Origin of the sequence: Amycolatopsis alba DSM 44262 (genome assembly GCF_000384215.1) — a bacterium.
GTDB lineage: Bacteria > Actinomycetota > Actinomycetes > Mycobacteriales > Pseudonocardiaceae > Amycolatopsis > Amycolatopsis alba.
Genome location: NZ_KB913032.1, coordinates 7,898,502 through 7,917,705, shown reverse-complemented (window position 1 = coordinate 7,917,705; position 19,204 = coordinate 7,898,502). Strand labels below are relative to the sequence as shown.

Below are 19,204 nucleotides of genomic sequence, written 5' to 3'. Positions count from 1 at the left end.
ACAGAAAGGCCGGACATGACACCGCCCGAGGTATTCGCCCCCGCCCAGCTCGGTCCCGTACGGCTGCGCAACCGCGTGCTCAAGGCCGCGACCTACGAGGGCCTGAGCCACCGCGGCCTGGTGACCCGCGATCTTGTCGATTTCCACGTCCGGGTGGCCGCGGGCGGCGCGGCCATGACGACGATCGGGGCGAGCATCGTGTCCGACGGCGGCTGCACGTCGCCGCATCAGATCGTGTGGCGGCCGAAAGCCGTGCCAGGGCTGAGCAAGCTGGCCGAAGAGGTGCACGCGGAGGGCGCCGCGATCGCGGCCCAGCTCGTGCACGGCGGACCGGTGGCGAGCCCGAAGCTCAACAAGCGGCCCGCGCTGGCACCGAGCCGTCATTTCCACGCGACGTCGCTCAGCTGGGCCCGCGAGGCCACGGTCGAGGAGCTCGCCGCGGTGGTCCGTGACTTCGGCGAGGCGGCCAAGCTCGTGGTCGAGGCCGGTTTCGACGCGATCGAGGTGCACCTCGGGCACAACTACCTGGCGAGTTCGTTCCTCAGCCCCAAGGTGAACCACCGCACCGACGCCTACGGCGGCAGCCTGGAGAACCGGGCGCGGCTGGCCAGGGAGATCTGCCGGTCGGTGCGCGACGCCGTCGGGAACCAGGTCGCGATCATCGCCAAGCTCAACATGGACGACGGCGTTCCCGGTGGCTTCTGGATCGACGAAGCGATCCCGGTCGCGCAGTGGCTCGAAGCCGACGGCGGTATCGACGCCCTCGAAATGACCGCCGGGAGCTCCTTGCTGAACCCGATGTACCTGTTCAAGGGTGACGTGCCGATGCAGGAGTTCGCGGCCGTGATGCCGCAGCCGGTCAAACTCGGCGTCCAGCTGTTCGGGAAGACGAAACTGAAGACCTACCCGTACCGCGACGGCTACCTGCTGGAGGACGCGCGGCAGATCCGGGCGGCGGTCGACCTGCCGATGGTGCTGCTGGGCGGGATCACCGACCGGCCGATGATGGATCGCGCGATGGCGGAGGGTTTCGAGTTCGTCGCGATGGCCCGAGCGCTCCTGCGTGAGCCGGATCTGCCGAACCGGATCATGAAGGATCCGGCCACCCCGTCGTTGTGCATCCACTGCAACAAATGCATGCCGACGAACTTCGTCGGGACCCGGTGCGTGCTGGTCGAACGGTCGGCGCCCCGCAGTGTCGAGTGGGGTACACCGGCGGGGTATGCCTCGTGACGTCCGGGCAGACGATCGCCGATCTCCTGCTGGCCCGCGCCGGAGACCCCCGCCCCGGATTGCGCACGCGTGATCGCGAGTGGACCTGGGACGAGGTGGTGCGGGAGAGCGCGGCCCGCGCCGCTCTCGCCCGGCGGCTGCGCCGGGACGGCCCGTTCCACATCGCCGTCCTGCTGGAGAACGTTCCGGAGTTCGTGTGGTGGCTCGGCGCCGCGGCGCTGGCCGGCGCGACCGTCGTGGGGGTCAATCCGACCCGGCGGGGCGCCTATCTCGAACAGGAGGTGCGGCATACCGAACCGCAGCTCGTGGTCACCGACCAGGCGGGACTCGCGCAGCTCGAAGGCTTGGATCTCGGGGTGCCACAGGACCGGTACCTGCTGGTCGACGACGCGGATTTCGCCGACCAGGAACCCTTCCGAGACCCGGAGATCGACCCCGGCACACCTCTGCTGTTGCTGTTCACCTCCGGTACCACCGGGATCTCCAAGGCCGCTCGATGCAGCCAGGGGAGACTCGCCGGGCTGGGCTATCAGAACGCGGCGAAATACCGCGTCACCCAGGACGACGTCTGCTACTGCTGCATGCCGCTCTTCCACGGCAACGCGGTGATGGGGCTGTGGGCGCCGGCGCTCGTCGCGGGGGCTTGTGTCGCGCTGACGCCGAAGTTCTCCGCGTCCGGGTTCCTGCCCGACGTCCGCGCCCTCGGCGCGACCTACTTCACGTATGTCGGCAAGGCGGTCAGCTACGTGCTCGCCACACCGGAACACCCTGACGACCGGGAGAACCCGCTCACCCACGGCTTCGGTACCGAGGCCTCGCCCGAGGACCGCGAGTTGTTCGCAGCCCGGTTCGGCGCGGAACTCCTCGAGGCCTATGGATCGAGCGAAGGGGCGGGCATGGTCACCCTCGCCCCGTCCGGCCCGCCGACCGCGCTCGGCCGCCCCGCGCACGACGGCGTCCGGGTGGTCGACCCGGAGACCCGGAAGACCTGCCCGCCCGCGGAACTCGACGAACACGGCCGGGTGCGCAATGCCGAGGAAGCGATCGGCGAACTGGTGAACACCCTCGGCGCGGCGAAGTTCGAGGGCTACTGGAACAACCCCGCCGCCGACGCGGAACGGGTCCGGCACGGCTGGTACTGGACGGGCGACCTCGGCTACCTCGATCGCGAGGGATACCTCTATTTCGCCGGGAGATCCGGCGACTGGATCCGGGTGGACGGCGAGAACACCTCGGCGGTGCACGTCGAGCGTGTCCTCCGCAGGCATCGGTCCGTCCTCGCGGCCGCGGTCTTCGGGGTGCCGGACCCGCGCTCCGGGGACCAGGTGATGGCCGCCCTCGAAGTCCCCGAAGGTGTCACTTTCGACGATCTGGAGCTGCCCGCGTTCTTGGCCGCCCAGACGGACCTCGGCACGAAGGGGGCGCCACGGTTCGTGCGGGTCTCTCACGGACTGCCGACCACCGGCTCGGGGAAGCTCCAGCGCAAGGCGTTGCAGCTGGAGGGCTGGCGCTGTCCCGAACCGGTGTACAGCCGGATCGGCCGCGACGACGGCTACACCCTGTTGGACCCGGCGGCGCGTGAGGCGCTCCGACGGGAATTCGAGTCCGCCGGGCGGCTGCGTTTCCTCGGGCCGCCGGAGCGAACGCATGTGAGGAGCAGGTAGTGGATCTGCGGGAAACGCCCGCCCAACAGCGGTTACGCCAGGAGTTGCGCGGTTATTTCGCGGGACTGCTGCCCGAGGACAAGCGCCGGGCGGCGAGCGAGGCGGGCGCCGGCGGGGACCTGTTCCGCGAGGTGGTGCGGATGCTGGGCAAGGACGGCTGGCTCGGGATCGGCTGGCCGGTGGAGTACGGCGGGCAGGGACGGCCGATCGAGGACCAGTACGTGTTCTTCGACGAGGTGCAGCGGGCCGGGCTGCCGTTCCCGTTCGTCACGGTGAACACGGTCGGCCCGACCCTCATGGAGTACGGGACCGAGGAGCAGAAGAGCGCCTATCTGCCGGGAATCCTGTCCGGCGACATCGTGTTCGCCATCGGCTACACCGAACCCGAAGCCGGAACCGACCTCGCTTCGCTGCGGACGCGCGCGGCGCGCGACGGCGACGAGTACGTGATCGACGGGAGCAAGATCTTCACCACCGGCGGGAACACCGCCGACTTCGTCTGGCTCGCCGCCCGCACGGATCCCGAAGCGCCGAAACACCGGGGGATCTCGATCCTGATCGTGCCGTGTGACGACCCCGGCTTCGGCTGGAGTCCGATCAGGACGGTCGGCGGCATGACCGTGACCGCCACCTACTACAGCGGCATCCGGGTCCCGGCCGCCAACGTGGTCGGTGAGGTCGACCGGGGCTGGAAACTCATCACGGCCCAGCTGAATCACGAGCGCGTCGGGCTGGCCGCGCTGGGCGGCAGGATGATCCAGCTCTGGGACGAAACCCTCGCCTGGGCAAAGGAAACCGGGGTGCTGGCGGAACCCTGGGTCCGGCACGAGCTGGCTCGCAGCCACGCCAAGCTCGAAGCGATGCGCCTGCTGAACTGGAAGATGACCGCGGCCGTCGCCGACGGCACGCTCACCGGAGCCATCGCGGGCGCGGCCAAGACGTACGGCACGGAAACCCATATCGAGGTGCAGCGCGGCCTCAGCCAGGTGATCGGCGCGGCGGGCCGGATCCGGCCCGGTTCGCCCGGCGCGGTCCTCGGCGGCCAGATCGAACAGCTTTCCCGGCACGGCATCGTGAACACCTTCGGCGGCGGGGTGAACGACATCCTGCGTGATCTCGTCGCCACCCAGGGACTCGGCCTGCCGAGGTCGCGCCGATGACGTCCTATGAGGACCGTCTGGCCGCTTTCGTCGGGAAGGTGCTGGTACCGGGGCGGGTCGCGCCGGATCCGGTCAACCGGCCGATGATCCGGCACTGGGCGGAGGCGATGGGCGACGGCAACCCCGTCTACGTGTCCGACGAAGCGGCTCGGGCCACCGGACGCGAGGGTGTCGTCGCGCCCGCCACGATGATGCAGGCCTGGACGATGCGAGGTTATGCCGCCCCGGTGGCCGACGGCCCGTTCGACGAGCTGGTCGCGCTGCTCGCGGAAGGCGGTTACACGTCCGTCGTGGCGACCGACTCCGACCTGAGGCTGGTCCGGGAGCTGGTGCCGGGGGACCGGGTGAGCGTCGAGGAGGTGGTCGAGTCCATCTCGCCGGAGAAGTCCACCGCGCTCGGCACCGGCCGGTTCGTGACCACGGTCAAGACCTACCGCGACGCCGACGGCGAAGTGGTGGCCACCCAGCAGTGGCGCACCTTGCGTTTCCGGCCGGCACCGCGGCAGGAACCGCGGCCGCGACCGGCGCTCAACCCTGACAACTCCTTCTGGTTCGAGGCGGCCCGTGACCGTCGGCTCGTCGTGCAGCGCTGTGCCGGCTGCGGGACCTTGCGTCATCCACCGGGCCCGTGCTGCCCGGAATGCCGGTCGTTCGACTGGGACACCGTCGAGGCCGCGGGGCGGGGAACGCTCTACTCGTACGTCGTGGCGCATCACCCGCGGCATCCCGCGTTCGAGTACCCGTTGCTGATCGCTCTCGTGGAACTCGGCGAAGAGACCCGGCTCATCACGAACCTGGTCGGTGTGACCGCCGACGAGGTGACCATCGGCATGGCGCTGGAGCTCGACTGGCACGAGGCAGGCGACGGCCTTGTCCTTCCCGTGTTCCGCCCAGTACCCGCGAAGGAACGGTAATGGATTTCACCCTGGACGAAGACCTGCTCGCGGTGCGGGAGCTCTCACGCACGATCTTCACCGACCAGGCCACGACAGCGCGGGTGCGTGCCGTCGAGGAGACACCCACCCGGATCGACGAAGATCTGTGGCAGGCCCTGGCGCAGGCCGACCTTCTCGGGCTCGCGCTGTCCGAAAAGGACGGTGGATCCGGGCTCGGGCTGGCCGGATTGGCCGTCCTGCTGGAGGAACAGGGCAGGCATGTCGCCCCCGTGCCTCTCTGGTCGCACAGTGTCGCAACCTGGGCGGTCGCCCGCTACGGGTCGCTGGTCCGGGAAACGGCCGAAGGGAAGGCGCGGCTCACCGTGGCCCTCGAAGAATACGGCCGCTCACCACAGGATCCTGGCTGCGTGGCCACCTGCTCCGCCGGCTCCTGGCGGTTGACCGGGACCAAGGCCGCCGTCCCGTCACCGGCAGGGGCGGCGCACGTCGTCGTCTCCGCGGCCGGCCTCGACGGTCCCGCGATCTTCCTCGTGCCGGGTGAGGGCGAGGGCGTCTCGTGGCACGAGTGTGAGACCACCGCCCACGAGCGAGCCGCCGAACTGTCCTTGACCGAGGCACCTGCCCAGCCGATGAGCTCCGCCGCGTTCGGCGGTGTGCTGCGGGCCGCGGCCGTCGCGATCGCCGCGGTCCAGCTCGGCGTCGCCGACGGCGCGCTGCACCTGGCCGCCTCCTATACCTCGGCGCGGGAGCAGTTCGGCCGCCCGTTGGCGACTTTCCAGTCCCTGCAGCATCAGCTGGCCGACTGCTTGATCGACCTCGACGCGATGCGCGTGACGTTGTGGCAGGCGATCCAGGCGATGGACACCGGCGACGCGGACGCGGAACGGGCGGTCCAAGTTGCCTCCTGGTGGCGGGCGCAAGGCGGGCTCGACGTCGTCTACCGGGTGCAGCACGTCCACGGAGGCATCGGGGTCGACGTCGACTATCCGGTGCACCGGCATTTCCTCTGGGGACGTCAGCTCGCAGGCACCTTGGGCGGGCCCACGGCGGTGCTGTCCCACCTCGGCGATCTTCTGGCGGCGAACGCATGACGGCCGCCGGCGACCGGCTGCCGCCGCTGGAGATCCCGGTGACCCGCACGATGATCGTGGCGGCCGCGATCGCCTCGCGCGACTACCAGGACGTGCACCACGATCCGGACCTCGCGATCGAACGCGGTTCACCGGACGTGTTCATGAACATCCTGACCACCAACGGACTCGTCGATCGCTTCGTGACCGCGTGGGCCGGGCCGTCGGCGAGGGTCAAGAGGGTCAAGATCCGCCTCGGCGCCCCCAATCACCCTGGGGACACGATGGTGCTCACGGGAACGGTGAGCGCCGTCGACGGGAGCCGGGTCGAGGTGGAGGTCCGCGGCGAGAACGGCCTGGGCACCCACGTCAGCGGCACGGTGGAAATCGAGGCCGGGCGATGAGGCGGACCGCGATCGCGGGTATCGGCGCGACGGAGTTCTCGAAGGCGTCCGGGCGGAGCGAGCTGCGGCTGGCGTGTGAGGCGGTATCGGCCGCGATCGAGGACGCCGGGCTCCAACCGTCCGATGTGGACGGTATGGTCACCTTCACCGCCGAGTCCAGCGCGGAGATCCACGTCACGCGCAACGTCGGCATCGGGGACCTGTCCTTCTTCTCACGGGTGCCGCACGGTGGCGGCGCGGCGTGTGGCACGGTCGCGCACGCGGTCGCGGCGATCACCGCCGGTCTCGCCGAGGTCGTGGTGTGCTGGCGCGCCTTCAACGAACGCTCCGGGGAACGCTACGGGCTCGGGCAGGCAGACCGGCCGATGGACGTGAGCGCGGACCGTGCCGCCTATTCCTGGATGACCCCGTTCGGCTTGTCCACCCCGGCACAGTGGGTGGCCATGTTCGCCCGGCGGTACATGCACGAATACGGGGCCACGTCGGAGGATTTCGGCCGCGTCGCGGTGATCGACCGGGCGCACGCCGCCACCAACCCGAAGGCCTGGTTCCACGGCAGGCCGATCACCCTCGCCGAGCACCAGGCGTCGCGGTGGATCGCCGAGCCGCTGCACCTGCTCGACTGCTGCCAGGAGACCGACGGCGGTCAGGCGCTCGTGGTCGTGTCCGCCGAACGCGCACGGGACCTTCCGCACGCACCGGCGTACATCCTCGGCGCGGCACAGGGCGCGGGCCGGGACCAGCACATGATGACGTCGTACTACCGCCCTTCGATCTCCGGTATCCCCGAACTCGGCCTGGTGGCGGAGCGGCTGTGGGCGCAGAGCGGGCTCGGGCCCACCGACATGGAGGCGCTCGTGCTCTATGACCACTTCACCCCGTTCGTGTTGCCCCAGCTGGAGGAATTCGGCTTCTGCGGGCGCGGAGAGGCCCGGCACTTCCTGGCGGACGGACATCTCGACCCCGGTGGCCGGATGCCGCTCAACACCCACGGCGGGCAACTGGGCGAGGCGTATCTGCACGGGATGAACGGCATCGCCGAAGCGGTCCGGCTGGTGCGCGGCACCTCGGTCAATCAACCGGCTTCGGCGGCGCACGTCCTCGTCACCGCCGGCACCGGCGTGCCGACCAGCGGCCTCGTCCTCGGCGGCGCCGCGTGAACGCGGGCGAGTGGGCGGGGCGCTCCCTGGGTGAGCGGACCGTCGACTACGCCGAGCGGGACGCGATCCTGTACGCCCTCGCGGTAGGAGCGAAGGCGGCTCAGCTGGACCTGGTGTTCGAAGAGCGTCTACGGGTCCTGCCCACCTTCGCGCTCACTCTCGCCCAGTGGGCGCCGGACGCGCTCGGGTCGGCAGGCGCGTTCGACACCCGCACGGCGGTGCACGGGGCGCAACGGCTGGAAGTGCTGCGGCCACTGCCGCGGTCGGGAGAACTCGCGATGAAGGCGCGGGTGCGTGACGTCTGGGACAAGGGGTCCGCGGCGATCTTCGACGTCGAGGTCGAAAGCGACTGTTTCGTGGCGGCGTGGTCGATCTATGCCCCTGGAGCCGGGGGATTCGGGGGCGATCGCGGTCCGTCCGCGCCGCGGCGCGCCTCGGAGCCCGCCCGCGTCACCGTGAACGTCCCGACCGGGGAGAACCAAGCCGCGCTCTACCGCCTGCTCGGCGATCGTCACCACATGCACGTCGACCCGGTCGCCGCGCGGGCGGCCGGTCAGCCCCGGCCGTTCCTGCACGGCCTCTGCACCTTGGCCGCCGTGCTGTTCCCGATCGCGGCCGGGGCGGGCGCCCATCCCGCGGATCTGCGGAGGCTCACCGGCCGGTTCGCCGGGCCGGTGTTCCCCGGCGACGTCGTGGCGGTCGCGATCCACCCCGGCGAGGCGGCGACGGGATTCGAGGCGTCGATCGGTGACCGGCCGGTCCTGACCGGAGGAGAGGTGAGTTTCCAGTGAGCGAACTCGACGCGATCGGTACCGCCGAGGCGATCCAAAAGGGCGACGTCAGCGCGCGGGAGGTCGTCGAGGCCGCGATCGACCGGATCGAGAAGCTCGATCCGGTGGTGAACGCGGTCGTGAGCTCACGGTTCGACCAGGCGCTCGCCGAGGTCGACGGCGGCTTGCCCGCCGGGCCGCTGCACGGTGTGCCCGTCCTGATCAAGGATCTGGGGGCGACGGTCGCCGGGCTGCCGTCGACCGGGGGGAGCCGGTTGTTCGCCGAGCGGATCGGCGGTCGCGACAGCGAACTGGTCGCCCGCTATCGCCGCGCCGGGATGGTCGTCCTCGGCATGACGAACACCGCGGAGCTGGGCAAGAACGCGAGTACCGAACCGGCCCTCTTCGGTCCCACCCGCAACCCGTGGCGCACCACGCATTCGGCGGGAGGATCGAGCGGCGGATCGGCGGCCGCCGTGGCCGCCGGACTGGTCCCGGCCGCGCACGGCAGCGACGGCGGCGGGTCCATCCGGATCCCGGCCGCGATGTGCGGGCTCTTCGGCCTCAAACCCAGCCGCGGCCGCGTATCGCCCGCACCGTCTCCCGCGTCGTTCGCCAACCTGGTCTCGGTCCACCACGCGCTGACCACCACGGTGCGCGACAGTGCCCTGCTCCTCGACATCGCCGCGGGCCCGCTTCCCGGCGACGCGTTTTCCGCCCCCGCGCTCGACGAGGCGGACTCCCGGCGCCCGCTCAGGATCGGGCTCGTCACCGCGCTCCCCGGAGTCACCCCGGATCCGTCGTGCGTCGCCGCGACCGAACGCGCCGCCGCGTTGTGCGAGTCGCTCGGCCACACCGTGGTTCCCCTCGATGCGGGCTACGACCCTGCCGAAGTCGCCCGCGTGTCGGGCGACGTGATGGGCGCCGACCTCGTCGTCACCGTCGAAGACCGCCTGGCGGAGCTGGAACGGGACCTGCGCGATGGCGATCTGGAGCCGCTCACCAGGGTGCTCTACGAGCACTATCGCACCCTTTCCGCCGCCGACCTGAATCGCACGCTGCGGCGCGCGCAGGGGATCGGCTGGGAGGTCGGACGGGCGTTCGGCGAGGTCGACCTGATGCTGACCCCGACTCTGGCCCGGCCGACGCCCCGGCTCGGCGAACTGGACACTTCCCGGCCCGAAACGATCTACCGGCACGCGGCGGTCTACGCGGCGTACACCTCGGTCTTCAACCTCACCGGGATGCCCGCGATGTCCGTGCCGTTCGGGTCCACTTCGGACGGACTGCCGCTGGGGGTGCAGTTCGCCGGTGACCTCGGCGCGGAGCCGCTGTTGCTCGGGCTGGCCGCGCGGCTCGAGGAAGCCGCGCCGTGGCAGAGGACGGTCCTGCCAAGGAGCGGAGGGGACGCCGTCAGCGTGGAGTGAGCACTACGACCGGGATCTCCCTTTCGGTCCACGCCTGGTACTTCGCGAAATCGGCATACAGGCCGACCAGAAGCGGCCAGAGATCGCGGCGCTCCTCCGCCGAGGCGACCCGCGCCGTGACGGGAAGGCCGCGGTGGCCTTTGAGGTGGACGCGGGTCTCGGGATGCGCGATCAGGTTGAAGTACCACTGCGGGTGCCGGGGCAGGCCGCCCTGGGAGGCCACGATGACGAGATCTTCGTGGTGACGCAGGTACAACAGGGGAGTGGTGAACCGGCGGCCGGACTTGCGTCCCCGGTGTTCCAGCAGCAACGTCGGGACCGGTTTGCGAAAGCCCGCCCCGACACGCCATGTGGCGCCGACGCGGCCGTTGGTCAGTTCGAAGATCTTCACCTGCGCCTTGGCCATGTACTTCATGGCGGCGGCGGTCACGGGCGAGTCCAGGCCTTGGGGGTGTTCTCGGGAAGACTGAAACGTCCCATCGTGAACTCCTGAAGCTGGGCGGGATCTAGCGCTCGCCGGATGGTCCGGCGAGTACGGACGTCACGACATCGACGAGATCGGCGACGACCTCGTCGAGCGGCCAGGTCCGGGGCGTGGTGTCCGGGCCGAGGAGCCGTCGGACGCGCTCGACGTCGCCCAGGACGTTCAGTGTCACGTGCATGGCCTGGGTCATCCGGAAGTCGAGCGTCCTTCGCGGGACGCCGGGGAACTTGCGTCGCAGCAGTTCGACGAACCTCGCGTTGCGCTGGAAGAACGAACCGGAAAGAGTGGTCAGCCCTTTCTCGTCGGTGGCGAGCAGATGGCCGACCAGGCGAATCCAATGCTCGCCGCCGGAGTCGAGCACCGAGACCACGGGTCGCAGGAACGCGACGGCCAGTTCGCGCGAGGTGACCTCGTCCCCGGTCAGTTCCGCCAGCGCCGCGTCCCGTTCGCCGGTCACCTGGTCGAGGCGGCTGCGCAGGACCGCGTCGAGCAATCCTTCCTTGGATCCAAAGTGATAGTGGATCGCCGCCACATTCGTTTCCGCCGCCTGCATCACGGTGCGCAGGGAAACCGCTCCGAGGCCCTGTTCGGCGAAAAGGCGTTCGGCGGCGGCGATGAGCCGCTGCTCGGTGCTGGTCACGGCAGCAGGCTATCACTCGTTTCAATCAGGTGATAGAGCGTTCGTCGTACGCTTCGCGTGCGGCATCGATCCGCGGCAGGTGCGTGATGCTCCATTCGAGCAGCGGCGCGGTGGCGTCGCGCCATGCAGGTGTAACCAAGCTTGCAACTCTCGCCGAGGACAGGTGCCGATGATGATCTTGCCGGGTCAGAACCTGATCCCACCCCGGCGGAGGCGCTCGCGGGCCTCATCCTCGGACAGTGAGGTGACGGGCCGCCCGACCGTGTGCTGATACTTGGCGTCGTAGGCCCTGGTCCACACTCCGGCCGCCCACGACCGCTCGAGTTCGTCGGCGCTGAACTCGCGGCCACGAGCGCGGCAGTACGCGTCGAGGAAACGCTCCGTGTCCTCGACGGTGGCCAACTCGTCCACGCTGACGGTCGAATAAAGCGCGGCCGCGAAGCCGACGAGGACGGCTTCGCTGTCAACGATCATGCTGTCCCAATCATGCACCACCAGCAGGGTGTCTCCGCTCCAGCACAAGTTGCCGGCAAGCCAGTCGCAGTGACCGAGCACGGCTTCGGACTCGCCCGCTCGCAGCCGATCACGGGCACGGCGCCCTGCGTCGTCGATCCACTCTGGGCCTGCCACCTCGTTGAGGTCGGTGTCAGGGTCCTCGGGACACGGCCAGAGGCCGTCCTCGGCGTGGTTCCAGGCCGCCCACGACGGTGCCGGGTCGAGCGTGGGCACCTCGGCCGGCCCCGGTGCGAGCCGGATCAGCCGCGCGAAGGCTTCGGCAAAGGCCCATGCGGCGTCGGCCGAGCTCGGGAGCATGGCGCCACCGGGGACGTAGGCCTCCGCGGTGGCGATTTCCTCGCCGAAGGGAGCGGCGCCGCTGAGTGGCCGGGGTCACGGATAACCGGCCTGGAACATGCGCCGCTGGACCTCGACGCAGGCTGCCGTCCGCGGCGTGTCCGGGCGCACCTTGATCACGACCTCACGGTCGTCGGCCAGCCGGAGACCTATGACGGCGGAGAGATGCCCGGATCTGAAGATCTCCTCCACCGGCGAACTACCGAGATGCTCCAAGCACCACTCGGCAAGGCGCGCCGGATCGTCGGCATGCGGGTGAGGTGACATCTGAGAATCCTTGCACGGGCAAGGCGCCGAAAACTGCCAGGCAACAAATGAGCCGAAAACGAACCGCACGCATGATCAAGACGAGGGTTCGTCGCCTGCCAGACCGTGCTCGTAGGCGTAGATCACCGCGTGGACACGGGTACGCAGCCCCAGTTTGCCGAGCACCCTGGCGACGTGGGTCTTCACCGTGCCGGGTTCGATCACCAGGGTGTCGGCGATTTCGGCGTTGCTCATCCCTCGTGCGATGCGCCGCAGCACTTCGTGCTCGCGTGGGGTGAGCAGCTCCAGTTCGCGTGTCGGTGCCCGTGGCGAGAGCGCGGCGAACCGGTCGATCAGCCGTCCGGTGACCTGGGGGTCGATCAACCCTTGACCGGTGTGCAGTGCGCGCACCCCGTCCAGCAGCAGCTCGGGTTCGCTGTCCTTCAGCAGGAAACCGGCGGCTCCCGCCTGCAACGCACCGAACAGGTAGTCGTCCAGGTCGAAGGTCGTCAGCGCGAGCACGCGTGGCGCCGGCTCGGTCTCGGTGAGCCGTCGGATGGCGGTGATCCCGTCGAGATGCGGCATGCGCAGATCCATGACCACGACGTCCGGCTGCCGCCACAGCGCTTTTCGCACGGCCTCGGCGCCGTTGGCCGCCTCGTCGACCACCTCGATGTCCGGCTCGCCGTCGAGCACCAGCCGTAACGCCTCACGCACGGGCGCCTGGTCGTCGGCGATCAGTACACGGATCATGCCGGGATCGTCGCCCGCACCGACCACCCGTGCCGGGGCCGGGGGCCGACCGACAGCGTGCCGCCGAGCACGTGCACCCGCTCACGCATGCCGCGGATGCCGTGTCCCTCGACGACTTGAGCGACGCCGGTGCCGTTGTCGGTGACCGTGACCTCGATGGCGTGCCGGTCGTGTCGCAGGCACACGTCGATCTCGGTGGCGTCGGTGTGCCGCACCGCGTTGGTCAGAGCTTCCTGCACGACACGGTAAGCAGCGTGGTCGACGACCGGTGACAAGGGGGCCGCCGTACCGCGCACCGTAATCCGGCGGTCTACAGTGGATAGTCGGCGGACCAGGCCGCCTACCTCCGCCAGCCCCGTGTCTCCGCGCGACGTGGTCAGCAGAGCACGCACCTCGCTCAGCGCGGACGAGGAGAGGTCATCGATGGTGCCGAGCACACGGTCGGCGAGCTCGGGTGTGCCGCCCAGTGCCCGGCGGGCGGCCATGGCCTGCAACCGGATCGCGGTCAGGTGGTGACCGACGCTGTCGTGCACCTCTCTGGCCAGGCGCGCGCGGTCCTCGGCCGCCACGCGGTCCGCCTCGGCGAGACGTAGCCGGACCGTCTGCCCGGCCCGGTCACGTTGCAGCCTCAGCGCGTATCCGACCACCGGGAGTGCGACGCCGAGAACGATCAGGTCGGCGGCCGGGCCCATCTTGCTGGACAGGATCCCGTAGCCGATGACCCACACCAGGGACACCGCCACGACCGATGACAGGCGCAGCGGCCGGTAGTAGGCGGCGCAGCACAACGCCGCCATGGCCACCAGCCGGCCCGGCCAGCCGGGGATCACGCTGCCGAGCAACGAGATCCCCGACGCCAGTATCGCCGCGGTCAGCGGCAATCTCTTACGCAGTGCCAGTGGCAGGCAGACGGCGAGGCTGATCGCGGCGAGCATCGGCAGGTCGGTCTCCGGGTTCTCCCAGCGCGTGAAACCGACCAGCAGGGCCGCGGTCCCCACCACGAGCAGCACGATCTTCATGACAGCGACACTAGGCACAGACCGTGTTCTCCGGCGGCAGCTGTCCAGTGGTCAGGTAGCGGTGCGCGCGGGCACGCGCACAGACGTTGCCGTCCACGTAGACCGCGTGGTCGCCGGCGGCCGCGAGGTACCGGGCGCCGGGAAGCTGGGCGGCGAGGTGCCGCCCCCACTCGGGCGGGGTGTTGTCGTCGTCCACGCCACCCACGACCAGGACCGGCGGGACTCCGGCGAAGTCGCGACGGTGCGGCGGGAACGTGCCGTTGCCCGGCAGCCGCGCACACGGCATGGCCCAGATCCACGCCTGACGCCAGCCCAGCCGCGGCGCCACCGTGCGCAGCGACGCTTCCACCTCCCGGACCGACCGGTAGTCGCCGGGGTAAGGGAAGTCGGCGCAGGTCGGGATCCGCATCACGTCAGGACCGGGTGGGAACACCGGCTTGGTGGCGAGTTTCGTCGCGTCACCCGCGTGCGCCTCGGCGAGGGCGGTGGCGAACGCCGGCCAGCGCCGTTCGGAACGGATGTCGGCGCGGGCGACGATCTGCTCCGCGCTGACCGTGGTGCCCCCGCCGGGGATCGGCTGCCGTTCGGCCCGTGCGATGAGCTCGTCCCAGACGGTCAGGACGTCGCGACCGTGCAGTGCGCAGCTGGGTTCAGCCGCACACCAGCCGGCGAACCGGTGCAGGGTGCGCTCGTTCGCGCGAGCTCGCTGGCCGAGCCAGTTCCGCAGCGAAGGGTTGGTGTGGTCCATGACGCTGTCCAGATACATCCGGCCGACACCGCCGGGGAAAAGATCGGCGTACGCCTGTGCGTACACGGTGCAGTAGGAGTTGCCGAAATAGTTGAGCTTCCGCTCACCGAGCGCTTTCCGTATCGCCTCCAGATCGTGCGCGACCTGCCAGGAGTCGAGCTTGCCTGCCAGCGGCGTAGCGGCGCACCCCCGGCCGAAGCGGGCGTTTCGTTCTGCGTGCGCGTCGAAGGCGGCCTGGTCCGGGAACACGTAGTCCGCCTCGGCCGGTGCCGGAAGCGGGCAGGAGACGCCGCTGCTCGCCTCGAACCCCCGAGGATCGAAGATGACGATGTCGAACCACTGCCGCAGCTCCGCGAACCGTTCCTGGAAGGCCGGTTGACGGAACGCGGAGATCTGCGCCTGCGGGCCGCCGAGGTTCATCAGCAGGACGCCATGGTCACCGGCCGCGTTCGTGGCAGGCAGTTTCGCCAGGCCGAGTGTGATCGGCGCCTGGTCCAGCCGTGCCCAGTCCGACGGCACGGCCAGCGAGCCACAGTGCAGGCCGTCCCCGCAGTCCTGCCAGGACAGAACGGGTTTCGGCGTGGCCGCGGCGGATGTCCCCGTCACTCCACTGAGCATGGCGAGCAGGCAGAGCCCACCGGCCGCGAACTCGCGTATCTTCTTCATGCTCACCAGGCTGCTCGACGACCGGCTCGCCGCGCGTCTGTCTTTCGGGAGATCTTCGCGCGTACGCCTTCGCTGTCGACGGAAACGAGGGAAAACCAGTGCTGAATCGCCGGTGGAGGTCGCGACACTCGGTCAAAGCAGTGGTCCACGATTTCGCAGTGCCGGGCTCTGCTCTCGTGCCGCTCTGGTCGACGAGGATGAAGTCGGCCTTTCCGTCACCGATCGCGTCCGCCGCCAGGTTCCCGTAATCGCGGCGATGCGGTTCTCCAGCCAGTGCGCGGGCTTTTGAAGCGTTTCACCTTCGCGACGAAGATGCCTTGCGGTGTCGTGGATGTGGGCAACGGACGGCGATGGCGTCGGCGCGGCCGTCGTTGTCCACGTCGCCGACGAAGTCGGCCTTCCCGGTGAAGCCGGTGTTCGAGAAGTCGCCCCGCCCCAGTTCCGCTGCGGCAGGAAGGCGGAACCGTTCGAGCGCATCGGTCGACCACTGTTCCGGTACGCCGGAGGCCGCAGCCGGTGGAGCGAGGGGCAGGGTGAGTGGTCCGGCAACGCCGGCAATCGTCAAAGCGCGCATCACGTCCCCTTAGTGTCGGCCTGCACTCATGTCATGGCGAGCCGGGAACGTTACGCGTGCGCGTGTTGACCTCTAGTAAACTTGAGATTTTAGAGTTTTTTCATGACAGTGCAACTGAATCACACGATCATCAACGCCACCGACCGGACCGCCACGGCGGATTTCCTGGTTTCGATCCTCGGGCTGCCCGAACCCGCGGAATTCGGCCCGTTCCTGGTGGTCCAGACCGGCAACGGGGTCTCGCTCGACGTCATGCACAGCACCGAGGAGTTCTCCAGGCAGCATTACGCGTTCCTGGTCGAGGAGGACGAGTTCGACACGATCTTCGGCCGGATCCGCGAGGGAGGCGTGCCGTACTGGGCGGGACCGAGGCACTACCGGCCCGGCGAGATCAACACCAAGGACGGTGGCCGGGGCGTCTACTTCGACGATCCCGACGGTCACATCCTGGAGGTCCTCACCCGCCCGTACGGATCGGGATCCTGATCGCCCGATTTCCTTCGCCGACGAGAACCACTTGAGAAATAAGGCAAAAGTATCCCGTCCGGTGCCAAGTCCGTGAAGGCCTCCTTGAGGGACTCAGAGTCCCTCAAGGAGGCCTTCACGGACTCGTGCAGTGCGGCGCCACTCGCGGGTCGTTCAGCAGCTGAGGTACGGATACACCCAGTCGCCCCAGTCCTCGGTGGCCTCCAGTTCGACGCCGTCGCCGAGTACTCGGAATCCGAGGGCGGCGCCACGTGCGGGTCTGCTACTGCCGGGTCATGACGCTGGGGTAACCCCCGCCTCCGGGTAGGCCCACTCGCTGGCCATGACTGTGCCGCAGAAGTAGGCGGGGCCGCCTGAAGATCAACGTGGTCCCCAAGCAAGCGCTTCGGTGTATCCGAAGAATAATTCTCGCCACAACGAAAAAACCGCCTGACCTGAACTTTCGTTCACATCAAGCGGTCTTTCTGTCCGTCGGGCTGACAGGATTCGAACCTGCGACCCCTTGACCCCCAGTATTAGGAGTCTGAACGCTGTGCTCATCAGCGTCGTTCCAGTTCGCAGCTGAGCATAGCATCATCAGTTTTCGGGTCGGTAGCAAGTGGCAATGTGAGCTAGATGGACCCCAATTAGTCAAGGGGGTTTCCCTGCAAAAGGGGTGTTCGCGGTTCTTGTAATTCTTGCTGGGAAGCTGATTGTCGTCGGGCGTGTTCGTACGAGGTGTGACCTGCGCGGCATGCATCGCAACGGCACGAGTGTTTGACGTACCTTGAGTTGTTGCCATGCGGGGGAAGTATGCGCAGGTGCTCATCCCCAGCCAGGCGATCGCGTTCGTCGGGAGACTGTCCTCCCCATATTCCCCATGGATCGCGCAGTGAAATTGCGGTATCGCCGCATGGTGCCCGTACTGTGCAGTTGCGGCAGATGGCCAGGCACCTTTGCCTGATGACGGGTTCGTCGGAGTGCCAGTCGAGGTTGGGTTTGTCGCGGCAGGCTGCGTGTCGATGCCAGTTGCGATCGTGTGGAGCGTTCGGATGCTTCATCCGAGATTACGGCTTCCTCGACGGCGCGCACGAGAGCTTAGGAGGGCGAGCCGTTGGAAGTGTGCCCTTCTGGCGTAGGCTGCTTTTTCGCGCCTGGTCTTGTCATCGAGTATGCCATCAGGATCGACTTGACGTTCGAAGCGCGTCAGGGCAGCTTTCCGCGCAGGAGCGGTCCGCTGTTGTCGGTCCGTAGTTTGCGCCCACGAAGTAAGTGCTGCCAAACGAGCTTGCATGGATCGTTGCGCTGGCGTGCGTCCCTCGTGGCGATCGGCTTGCTGATCCATATCGTTCCCTCCGCGCGCAGGACAGGGCGGGTCTGGAGGAGGGCTGATGCTCACAAGCATTTGATCAAGCTTGTTGCACTCCAGCATGTTGAACATCAATGGATGTGTCAAACGGCCGAGGGCGCTACCGTCCTGTGTTACGTCTGGCGCAGGGCGGGCTGATGCAATGAGCGAACGCCGCGTCGACAGTGATGCCATGACGGTAGGTGCATCGAGCTGCGCCCGGCCGCGACTTGGCCACGCCGAGCGAGAATTCGAACCTTTGACGCCCGCTTTAGGAGGGTGGTCGACAGGCGCTGCTAGGGCCTCTACCAGCGACTATAGCATCACTCGGAACCGCAGAGGCCTCAGAAATCCCACCAGGTCACTCGGGTTCGTGTCACGAACCATGTCATGAAATCTTGCCCAAAGTAGGAGTGCGAGAATCACCCTAATGGGGCAGTGAGAGGACATGCCCTGCGGGCTGCTGGTTCAGTCTTCCCGCGTCTGTTGTCGTGCATGTGCGACGTGAGGTTCGGCTACTCAATCGGCGGCGGATTCAGGCAGCCTGTCGTCTCCGGCCTGGCGCCAGGCGGCGTGCAGGGCAGTGATGAGTGCTTCGTCGTCGGCGTAGGTCGGCCTTTGCCCTACCGGCAGCCAGGTATCGGAGACGACGCGTCCGGACTGGCAGCGTGTGATGCGGATACCGGGATAGGTCATGGGCGCGGAGCCGCGGCCGTCAACGGTGACGGTGCGGATGTCCCAGTAGAGCTGGACGGCGCGGTGAGGGCCATGCGTTCCGGGCTTTCGCAACTATGGTGCGCAGGTCAAAGACTATGTCGCACGCAGGGGCGGCGGCGTTAGCTCTGACCTGCGCTCCGAGCGCAGCGGCAGGCCCGGAGTCGTGATCATCACGGTGACCTGCTGTCCGATGCTGACCAGGCGCTGCGCGGGTAAGCGGGCACGGTCCGCTCGCTAGGGCTATGGGCGCCCGGCTTCGAACTGGTCGATGAGAGGGAAGCGCGCGATACCGCCGAACTTCTGCGTGTGACCTCGCCGCGTCCGATACCTGCTGGCAGTAGCACCCAGCGCCGACATGACGTGTCCGCGGCGGCTGAAGCTGAGCGGGCGCGATCCGCGAGCCGCACAGCATGTCATAGCGAAGCGGGACCTGTCGCACAGGAACCCTGCCGCGACGTGTGTCGGTGACTCTGCCGCCGAAAGACTGTGCGTGGAGCCTGGTCCGGCGGGATTGCGGGGTGCTCACGCACGCCGTTGTATGCTTTGAAGGACAGTCTAGGCGCCTGTCTCTGGTGTTAGGACGTCGGCAGGGGCGGGCATTGTTGAAGTAAATTCGGCGGCATCGACGACTTCATTGCGATATAGAGCTGCCTTCTCCATTTTGTCAATTGCGCCTGCTGGCACGGTCAGGCGTCCTCTTACTCGGATGGCGGGAAAAGATCCGCTGTTTATTGCGCGATAGAGTGTCATGGGGGACATTCGAAGTATTCTCGCGGCCTCGTTGACGCTGAAGAAGCGCGGCTTCTCGGCTTTGTCGCCTAGGTTCCTCATCGTTTCCCCTGGATGCAATTGGTGTATGGAAGTAAACTTTGACTCAAAAATTAGTTTCAAAGTTTGTGCTATGGGCC

Annotated in this window: 20 protein-coding genes; 10 read left to right on the top strand and 10 right to left on the bottom strand. The window is 68.3% G+C overall.

Annotated features, from left to right (window positions below):
* The first annotated feature begins 15 nt into the window (after positions 1-15).
* The 9 genes from AMYAL_RS0136850 to AMYAL_RS0136810 are packed head-to-tail and all read left to right on the top strand — an operon-like array spanning position 16 to position 9,784.
* Complete coding sequence (locus AMYAL_RS0136850) at positions 16-1,233, top strand: NADH:flavin oxidoreductase (RefSeq protein WP_020636310.1); 1,218 nt, start codon at positions 16-18, stop codon at positions 1,231-1,233.
* The gene (casI, locus tag AMYAL_RS0136845; protein WP_020636309.1) at positions 1,230-2,897 is read left to right on the top strand and encodes a steroid-22-oyl-CoA synthetase; all 1,668 of its coding nucleotides are present in this window, start codon (positions 1,230-1,232) and stop codon (positions 2,895-2,897) included. The genes AMYAL_RS0136850 and casI overlap by 4 nt, the downstream gene beginning before the upstream one ends.
* On the top strand, positions 2,897-4,057 hold the full coding sequence (locus tag AMYAL_RS0136840) for an acyl-CoA dehydrogenase family protein (protein WP_020636308.1): 1,161 nt from the start codon (positions 2,897-2,899) through the stop codon (positions 4,055-4,057). The genes casI and AMYAL_RS0136840 overlap by 1 nt, the downstream gene beginning before the upstream one ends.
* Positions 4,054-4,971 (top strand): bifunctional MaoC family dehydratase N-terminal/OB-fold nucleic acid binding domain-containing protein, encoded by a 918-nt coding sequence (locus tag AMYAL_RS0136835; RefSeq protein WP_020636307.1) that lies wholly within the window; start codon positions 4,054-4,056, stop codon positions 4,969-4,971. Before AMYAL_RS0136840 ends, AMYAL_RS0136835 begins: the two co-directional genes overlap by 4 nt.
* Positions 4,971-6,044, top strand: a complete 1,074-nt coding sequence (locus tag AMYAL_RS0136830; RefSeq protein ID WP_020636306.1) for an acyl-CoA dehydrogenase family protein — start codon at positions 4,971-4,973, stop codon at positions 6,042-6,044. The genes AMYAL_RS0136835 and AMYAL_RS0136830 overlap by 1 nt, the downstream gene beginning before the upstream one ends.
* Positions 6,041-6,427 (top strand): MaoC family dehydratase, encoded by a 387-nt coding sequence (locus tag AMYAL_RS0136825; protein ID WP_020636305.1) that lies wholly within the window; start codon positions 6,041-6,043, stop codon positions 6,425-6,427. Before AMYAL_RS0136830 ends, AMYAL_RS0136825 begins: the two co-directional genes overlap by 4 nt.
* Positions 6,424-7,587, top strand: coding sequence for a lipid-transfer protein (locus AMYAL_RS0136820; protein WP_020636304.1), 1,164 nt, complete (start codon positions 6,424-6,426; stop codon positions 7,585-7,587). Before AMYAL_RS0136825 ends, AMYAL_RS0136820 begins: the two co-directional genes overlap by 4 nt.
* Positions 7,584-8,378: a MaoC/PaaZ C-terminal domain-containing protein gene (locus AMYAL_RS0136815; protein ID WP_020636303.1), complete on the top strand. Its 795-nt coding sequence runs from the start codon at positions 7,584-7,586 to the stop codon at positions 8,376-8,378. The genes AMYAL_RS0136820 and AMYAL_RS0136815 overlap by 4 nt, the downstream gene beginning before the upstream one ends.
* Entirely contained in the window at positions 8,375-9,784 is a 1,410-nt protein-coding gene (locus AMYAL_RS0136810; RefSeq protein WP_020636302.1) for an amidase, read from the top strand. The genes AMYAL_RS0136815 and AMYAL_RS0136810 overlap by 4 nt, the downstream gene beginning before the upstream one ends.
* On the opposite strand, the gene AMYAL_RS0136805 is transcribed toward AMYAL_RS0136810, so the two are convergent.
* The 7 genes from AMYAL_RS0136805 to AMYAL_RS0136780 form a co-directional block, all read right to left on the bottom strand.
* A complete protein-coding gene (locus AMYAL_RS0136805) occupies positions 9,771-10,214 on the bottom strand; it encodes a nitroreductase family deazaflavin-dependent oxidoreductase (RefSeq protein ID WP_020636301.1) in 444 nt (147 codons plus the stop codon). The genes AMYAL_RS0136810 and AMYAL_RS0136805 overlap by 14 nt on opposite strands.
* Positions 10,215-10,290: 76 nt before the next feature.
* Positions 10,291-10,908, bottom strand: coding sequence for a TetR/AcrR family transcriptional regulator (locus AMYAL_RS0136800; RefSeq protein ID WP_020636300.1), 618 nt, complete (start codon positions 10,906-10,908; stop codon positions 10,291-10,293).
* 186 nt (positions 10,909-11,094) lie between these two features.
* Complete coding sequence (locus tag AMYAL_RS50230) at positions 11,095-11,721, bottom strand: hypothetical protein (protein ID WP_020636299.1); 627 nt, start codon at positions 11,719-11,721, stop codon at positions 11,095-11,097.
* A gap of 75 nt (positions 11,722-11,796) precedes the next feature.
* The gene (locus tag AMYAL_RS50600; protein WP_143267965.1) at positions 11,797-12,027 is read right to left on the bottom strand and encodes a hypothetical protein; all 231 of its coding nucleotides are present in this window, start codon (positions 12,025-12,027) and stop codon (positions 11,797-11,799) included.
* Positions 12,028-12,102: 75 nt separating this feature from the next.
* Positions 12,103-12,759: a response regulator gene (locus AMYAL_RS0136790; RefSeq protein ID WP_039794722.1), complete on the bottom strand. Its 657-nt coding sequence runs from the start codon at positions 12,757-12,759 to the stop codon at positions 12,103-12,105.
* Positions 12,756-13,778, bottom strand: a complete 1,023-nt coding sequence (locus AMYAL_RS48080) for a sensor histidine kinase (RefSeq protein ID WP_020636296.1) — start codon at positions 13,776-13,778, stop codon at positions 12,756-12,758. Before AMYAL_RS48080 ends, AMYAL_RS0136790 begins: the two co-directional genes overlap by 4 nt.
* A 10-nt stretch (positions 13,779-13,788) precedes the next feature.
* On the bottom strand, positions 13,789-15,192 hold the full coding sequence (locus AMYAL_RS0136780) for an alpha/beta fold hydrolase (RefSeq protein WP_026467751.1): 1,404 nt from the start codon (positions 15,190-15,192) through the stop codon (positions 13,789-13,791).
* Positions 15,193-15,868: 676 nt separating this feature from the next.
* On the opposite strand from AMYAL_RS0136780, the gene AMYAL_RS0136770 reads away from it, so the two are divergent.
* Complete coding sequence (locus AMYAL_RS0136770) at positions 15,869-16,252, top strand: VOC family protein (RefSeq protein ID WP_020636293.1); 384 nt, start codon at positions 15,869-15,871, stop codon at positions 16,250-16,252.
* 626 nt (positions 16,253-16,878) lie between these two features.
* On the opposite strand, the gene AMYAL_RS51170 is transcribed toward AMYAL_RS0136770, so the two are convergent.
* The 3 genes from AMYAL_RS51170 to AMYAL_RS48830 all read right to left on the bottom strand — a co-directional run bounded on the left by AMYAL_RS51170 (position 16,879) and on the right by AMYAL_RS48830 (position 19,127).
* Positions 16,879-17,292 (bottom strand): WhiB family transcriptional regulator, encoded by a 414-nt coding sequence (locus AMYAL_RS51170; protein ID WP_084702253.1) that lies wholly within the window; start codon positions 17,290-17,292, stop codon positions 16,879-16,881.
* A gap of 806 nt (positions 17,293-18,098) precedes the next feature.
* Positions 18,099-18,275, bottom strand: coding sequence for a hypothetical protein (locus tag AMYAL_RS50030; RefSeq protein ID WP_020636292.1), 177 nt, complete (start codon positions 18,273-18,275; stop codon positions 18,099-18,101).
* Between the two features lie 576 nt (positions 18,276-18,851).
* Positions 18,852-19,127, bottom strand: a complete 276-nt coding sequence (locus AMYAL_RS48830) for a helix-turn-helix domain-containing protein (RefSeq protein ID WP_026467749.1) — start codon at positions 19,125-19,127, stop codon at positions 18,852-18,854.
* Positions 19,128-19,204 lie beyond the last annotated feature (77 nt).

What these genes read in the sequence shown, in the direction of transcription:
- AMYAL_RS0136850 (WP_020636310.1), top strand. Translation starts at nt 16, where the DNA reads ATGACACCGCCCGAGGTATTCGCCCCCGCCCAGCTCGGTCCCGTACGG.
- AMYAL_RS0136835 (WP_020636307.1), top strand. Translation starts at nt 4,054, where the DNA reads ATGACGTCCTATGAGGACCGTCTGGCCGCTTTCGTCGGGAAGGTGCTG.
- AMYAL_RS0136830 (WP_020636306.1), top strand. Translation starts at nt 4,971, where the DNA reads ATGGATTTCACCCTGGACGAAGACCTGCTCGCGGTGCGGGAGCTCTCA.
- AMYAL_RS0136825 (WP_020636305.1), top strand. Translation starts at nt 6,041, where the DNA reads ATGACGGCCGCCGGCGACCGGCTGCCGCCGCTGGAGATCCCGGTGACC.
- AMYAL_RS0136820 (WP_020636304.1), top strand. Translation starts at nt 6,424, where the DNA reads ATGAGGCGGACCGCGATCGCGGGTATCGGCGCGACGGAGTTCTCGAAG.
- AMYAL_RS50230 (WP_020636299.1), bottom strand. Translation starts at nt 11,721, where the DNA reads ATGCTCCCGAGCTCGGCCGACGCCGCATGGGCCTTTGCCGAAGCCTTC.
- AMYAL_RS50600 (WP_143267965.1), bottom strand. Translation starts at nt 12,027, where the DNA reads ATGTCACCTCACCCGCATGCCGACGATCCGGCGCGCCTTGCCGAGTGG.
- AMYAL_RS0136790 (WP_039794722.1), bottom strand. Translation starts at nt 12,759, where the DNA reads ATGATCCGTGTACTGATCGCCGACGACCAGGCGCCCGTGCGTGAGGCG.
- AMYAL_RS48080 (WP_020636296.1), bottom strand. Translation starts at nt 13,778, where the DNA reads ATGAAGATCGTGCTGCTCGTGGTGGGGACCGCGGCCCTGCTGGTCGGT.
- AMYAL_RS0136780 (WP_026467751.1), bottom strand. Translation starts at nt 15,192, where the DNA reads ATGAAGAAGATACGCGAGTTCGCGGCCGGTGGGCTCTGCCTGCTCGCC.
- AMYAL_RS0136770 (WP_020636293.1), top strand. Translation starts at nt 15,869, where the DNA reads ATGACAGTGCAACTGAATCACACGATCATCAACGCCACCGACCGGACC.
- AMYAL_RS51170 (WP_084702253.1), bottom strand. Translation starts at nt 17,292, where the DNA reads ATGAAGCATCCGAACGCTCCACACGATCGCAACTGGCATCGACACGCA.
- AMYAL_RS50030 (WP_020636292.1), bottom strand. Translation starts at nt 18,275, where the DNA reads ATGACCTATCCCGGTATCCGCATCACACGCTGCCAGTCCGGACGCGTC.
- AMYAL_RS48830 (WP_026467749.1), bottom strand. Translation starts at nt 19,127, where the DNA reads ATGAGGAACCTAGGCGACAAAGCCGAGAAGCCGCGCTTCTTCAGCGTC.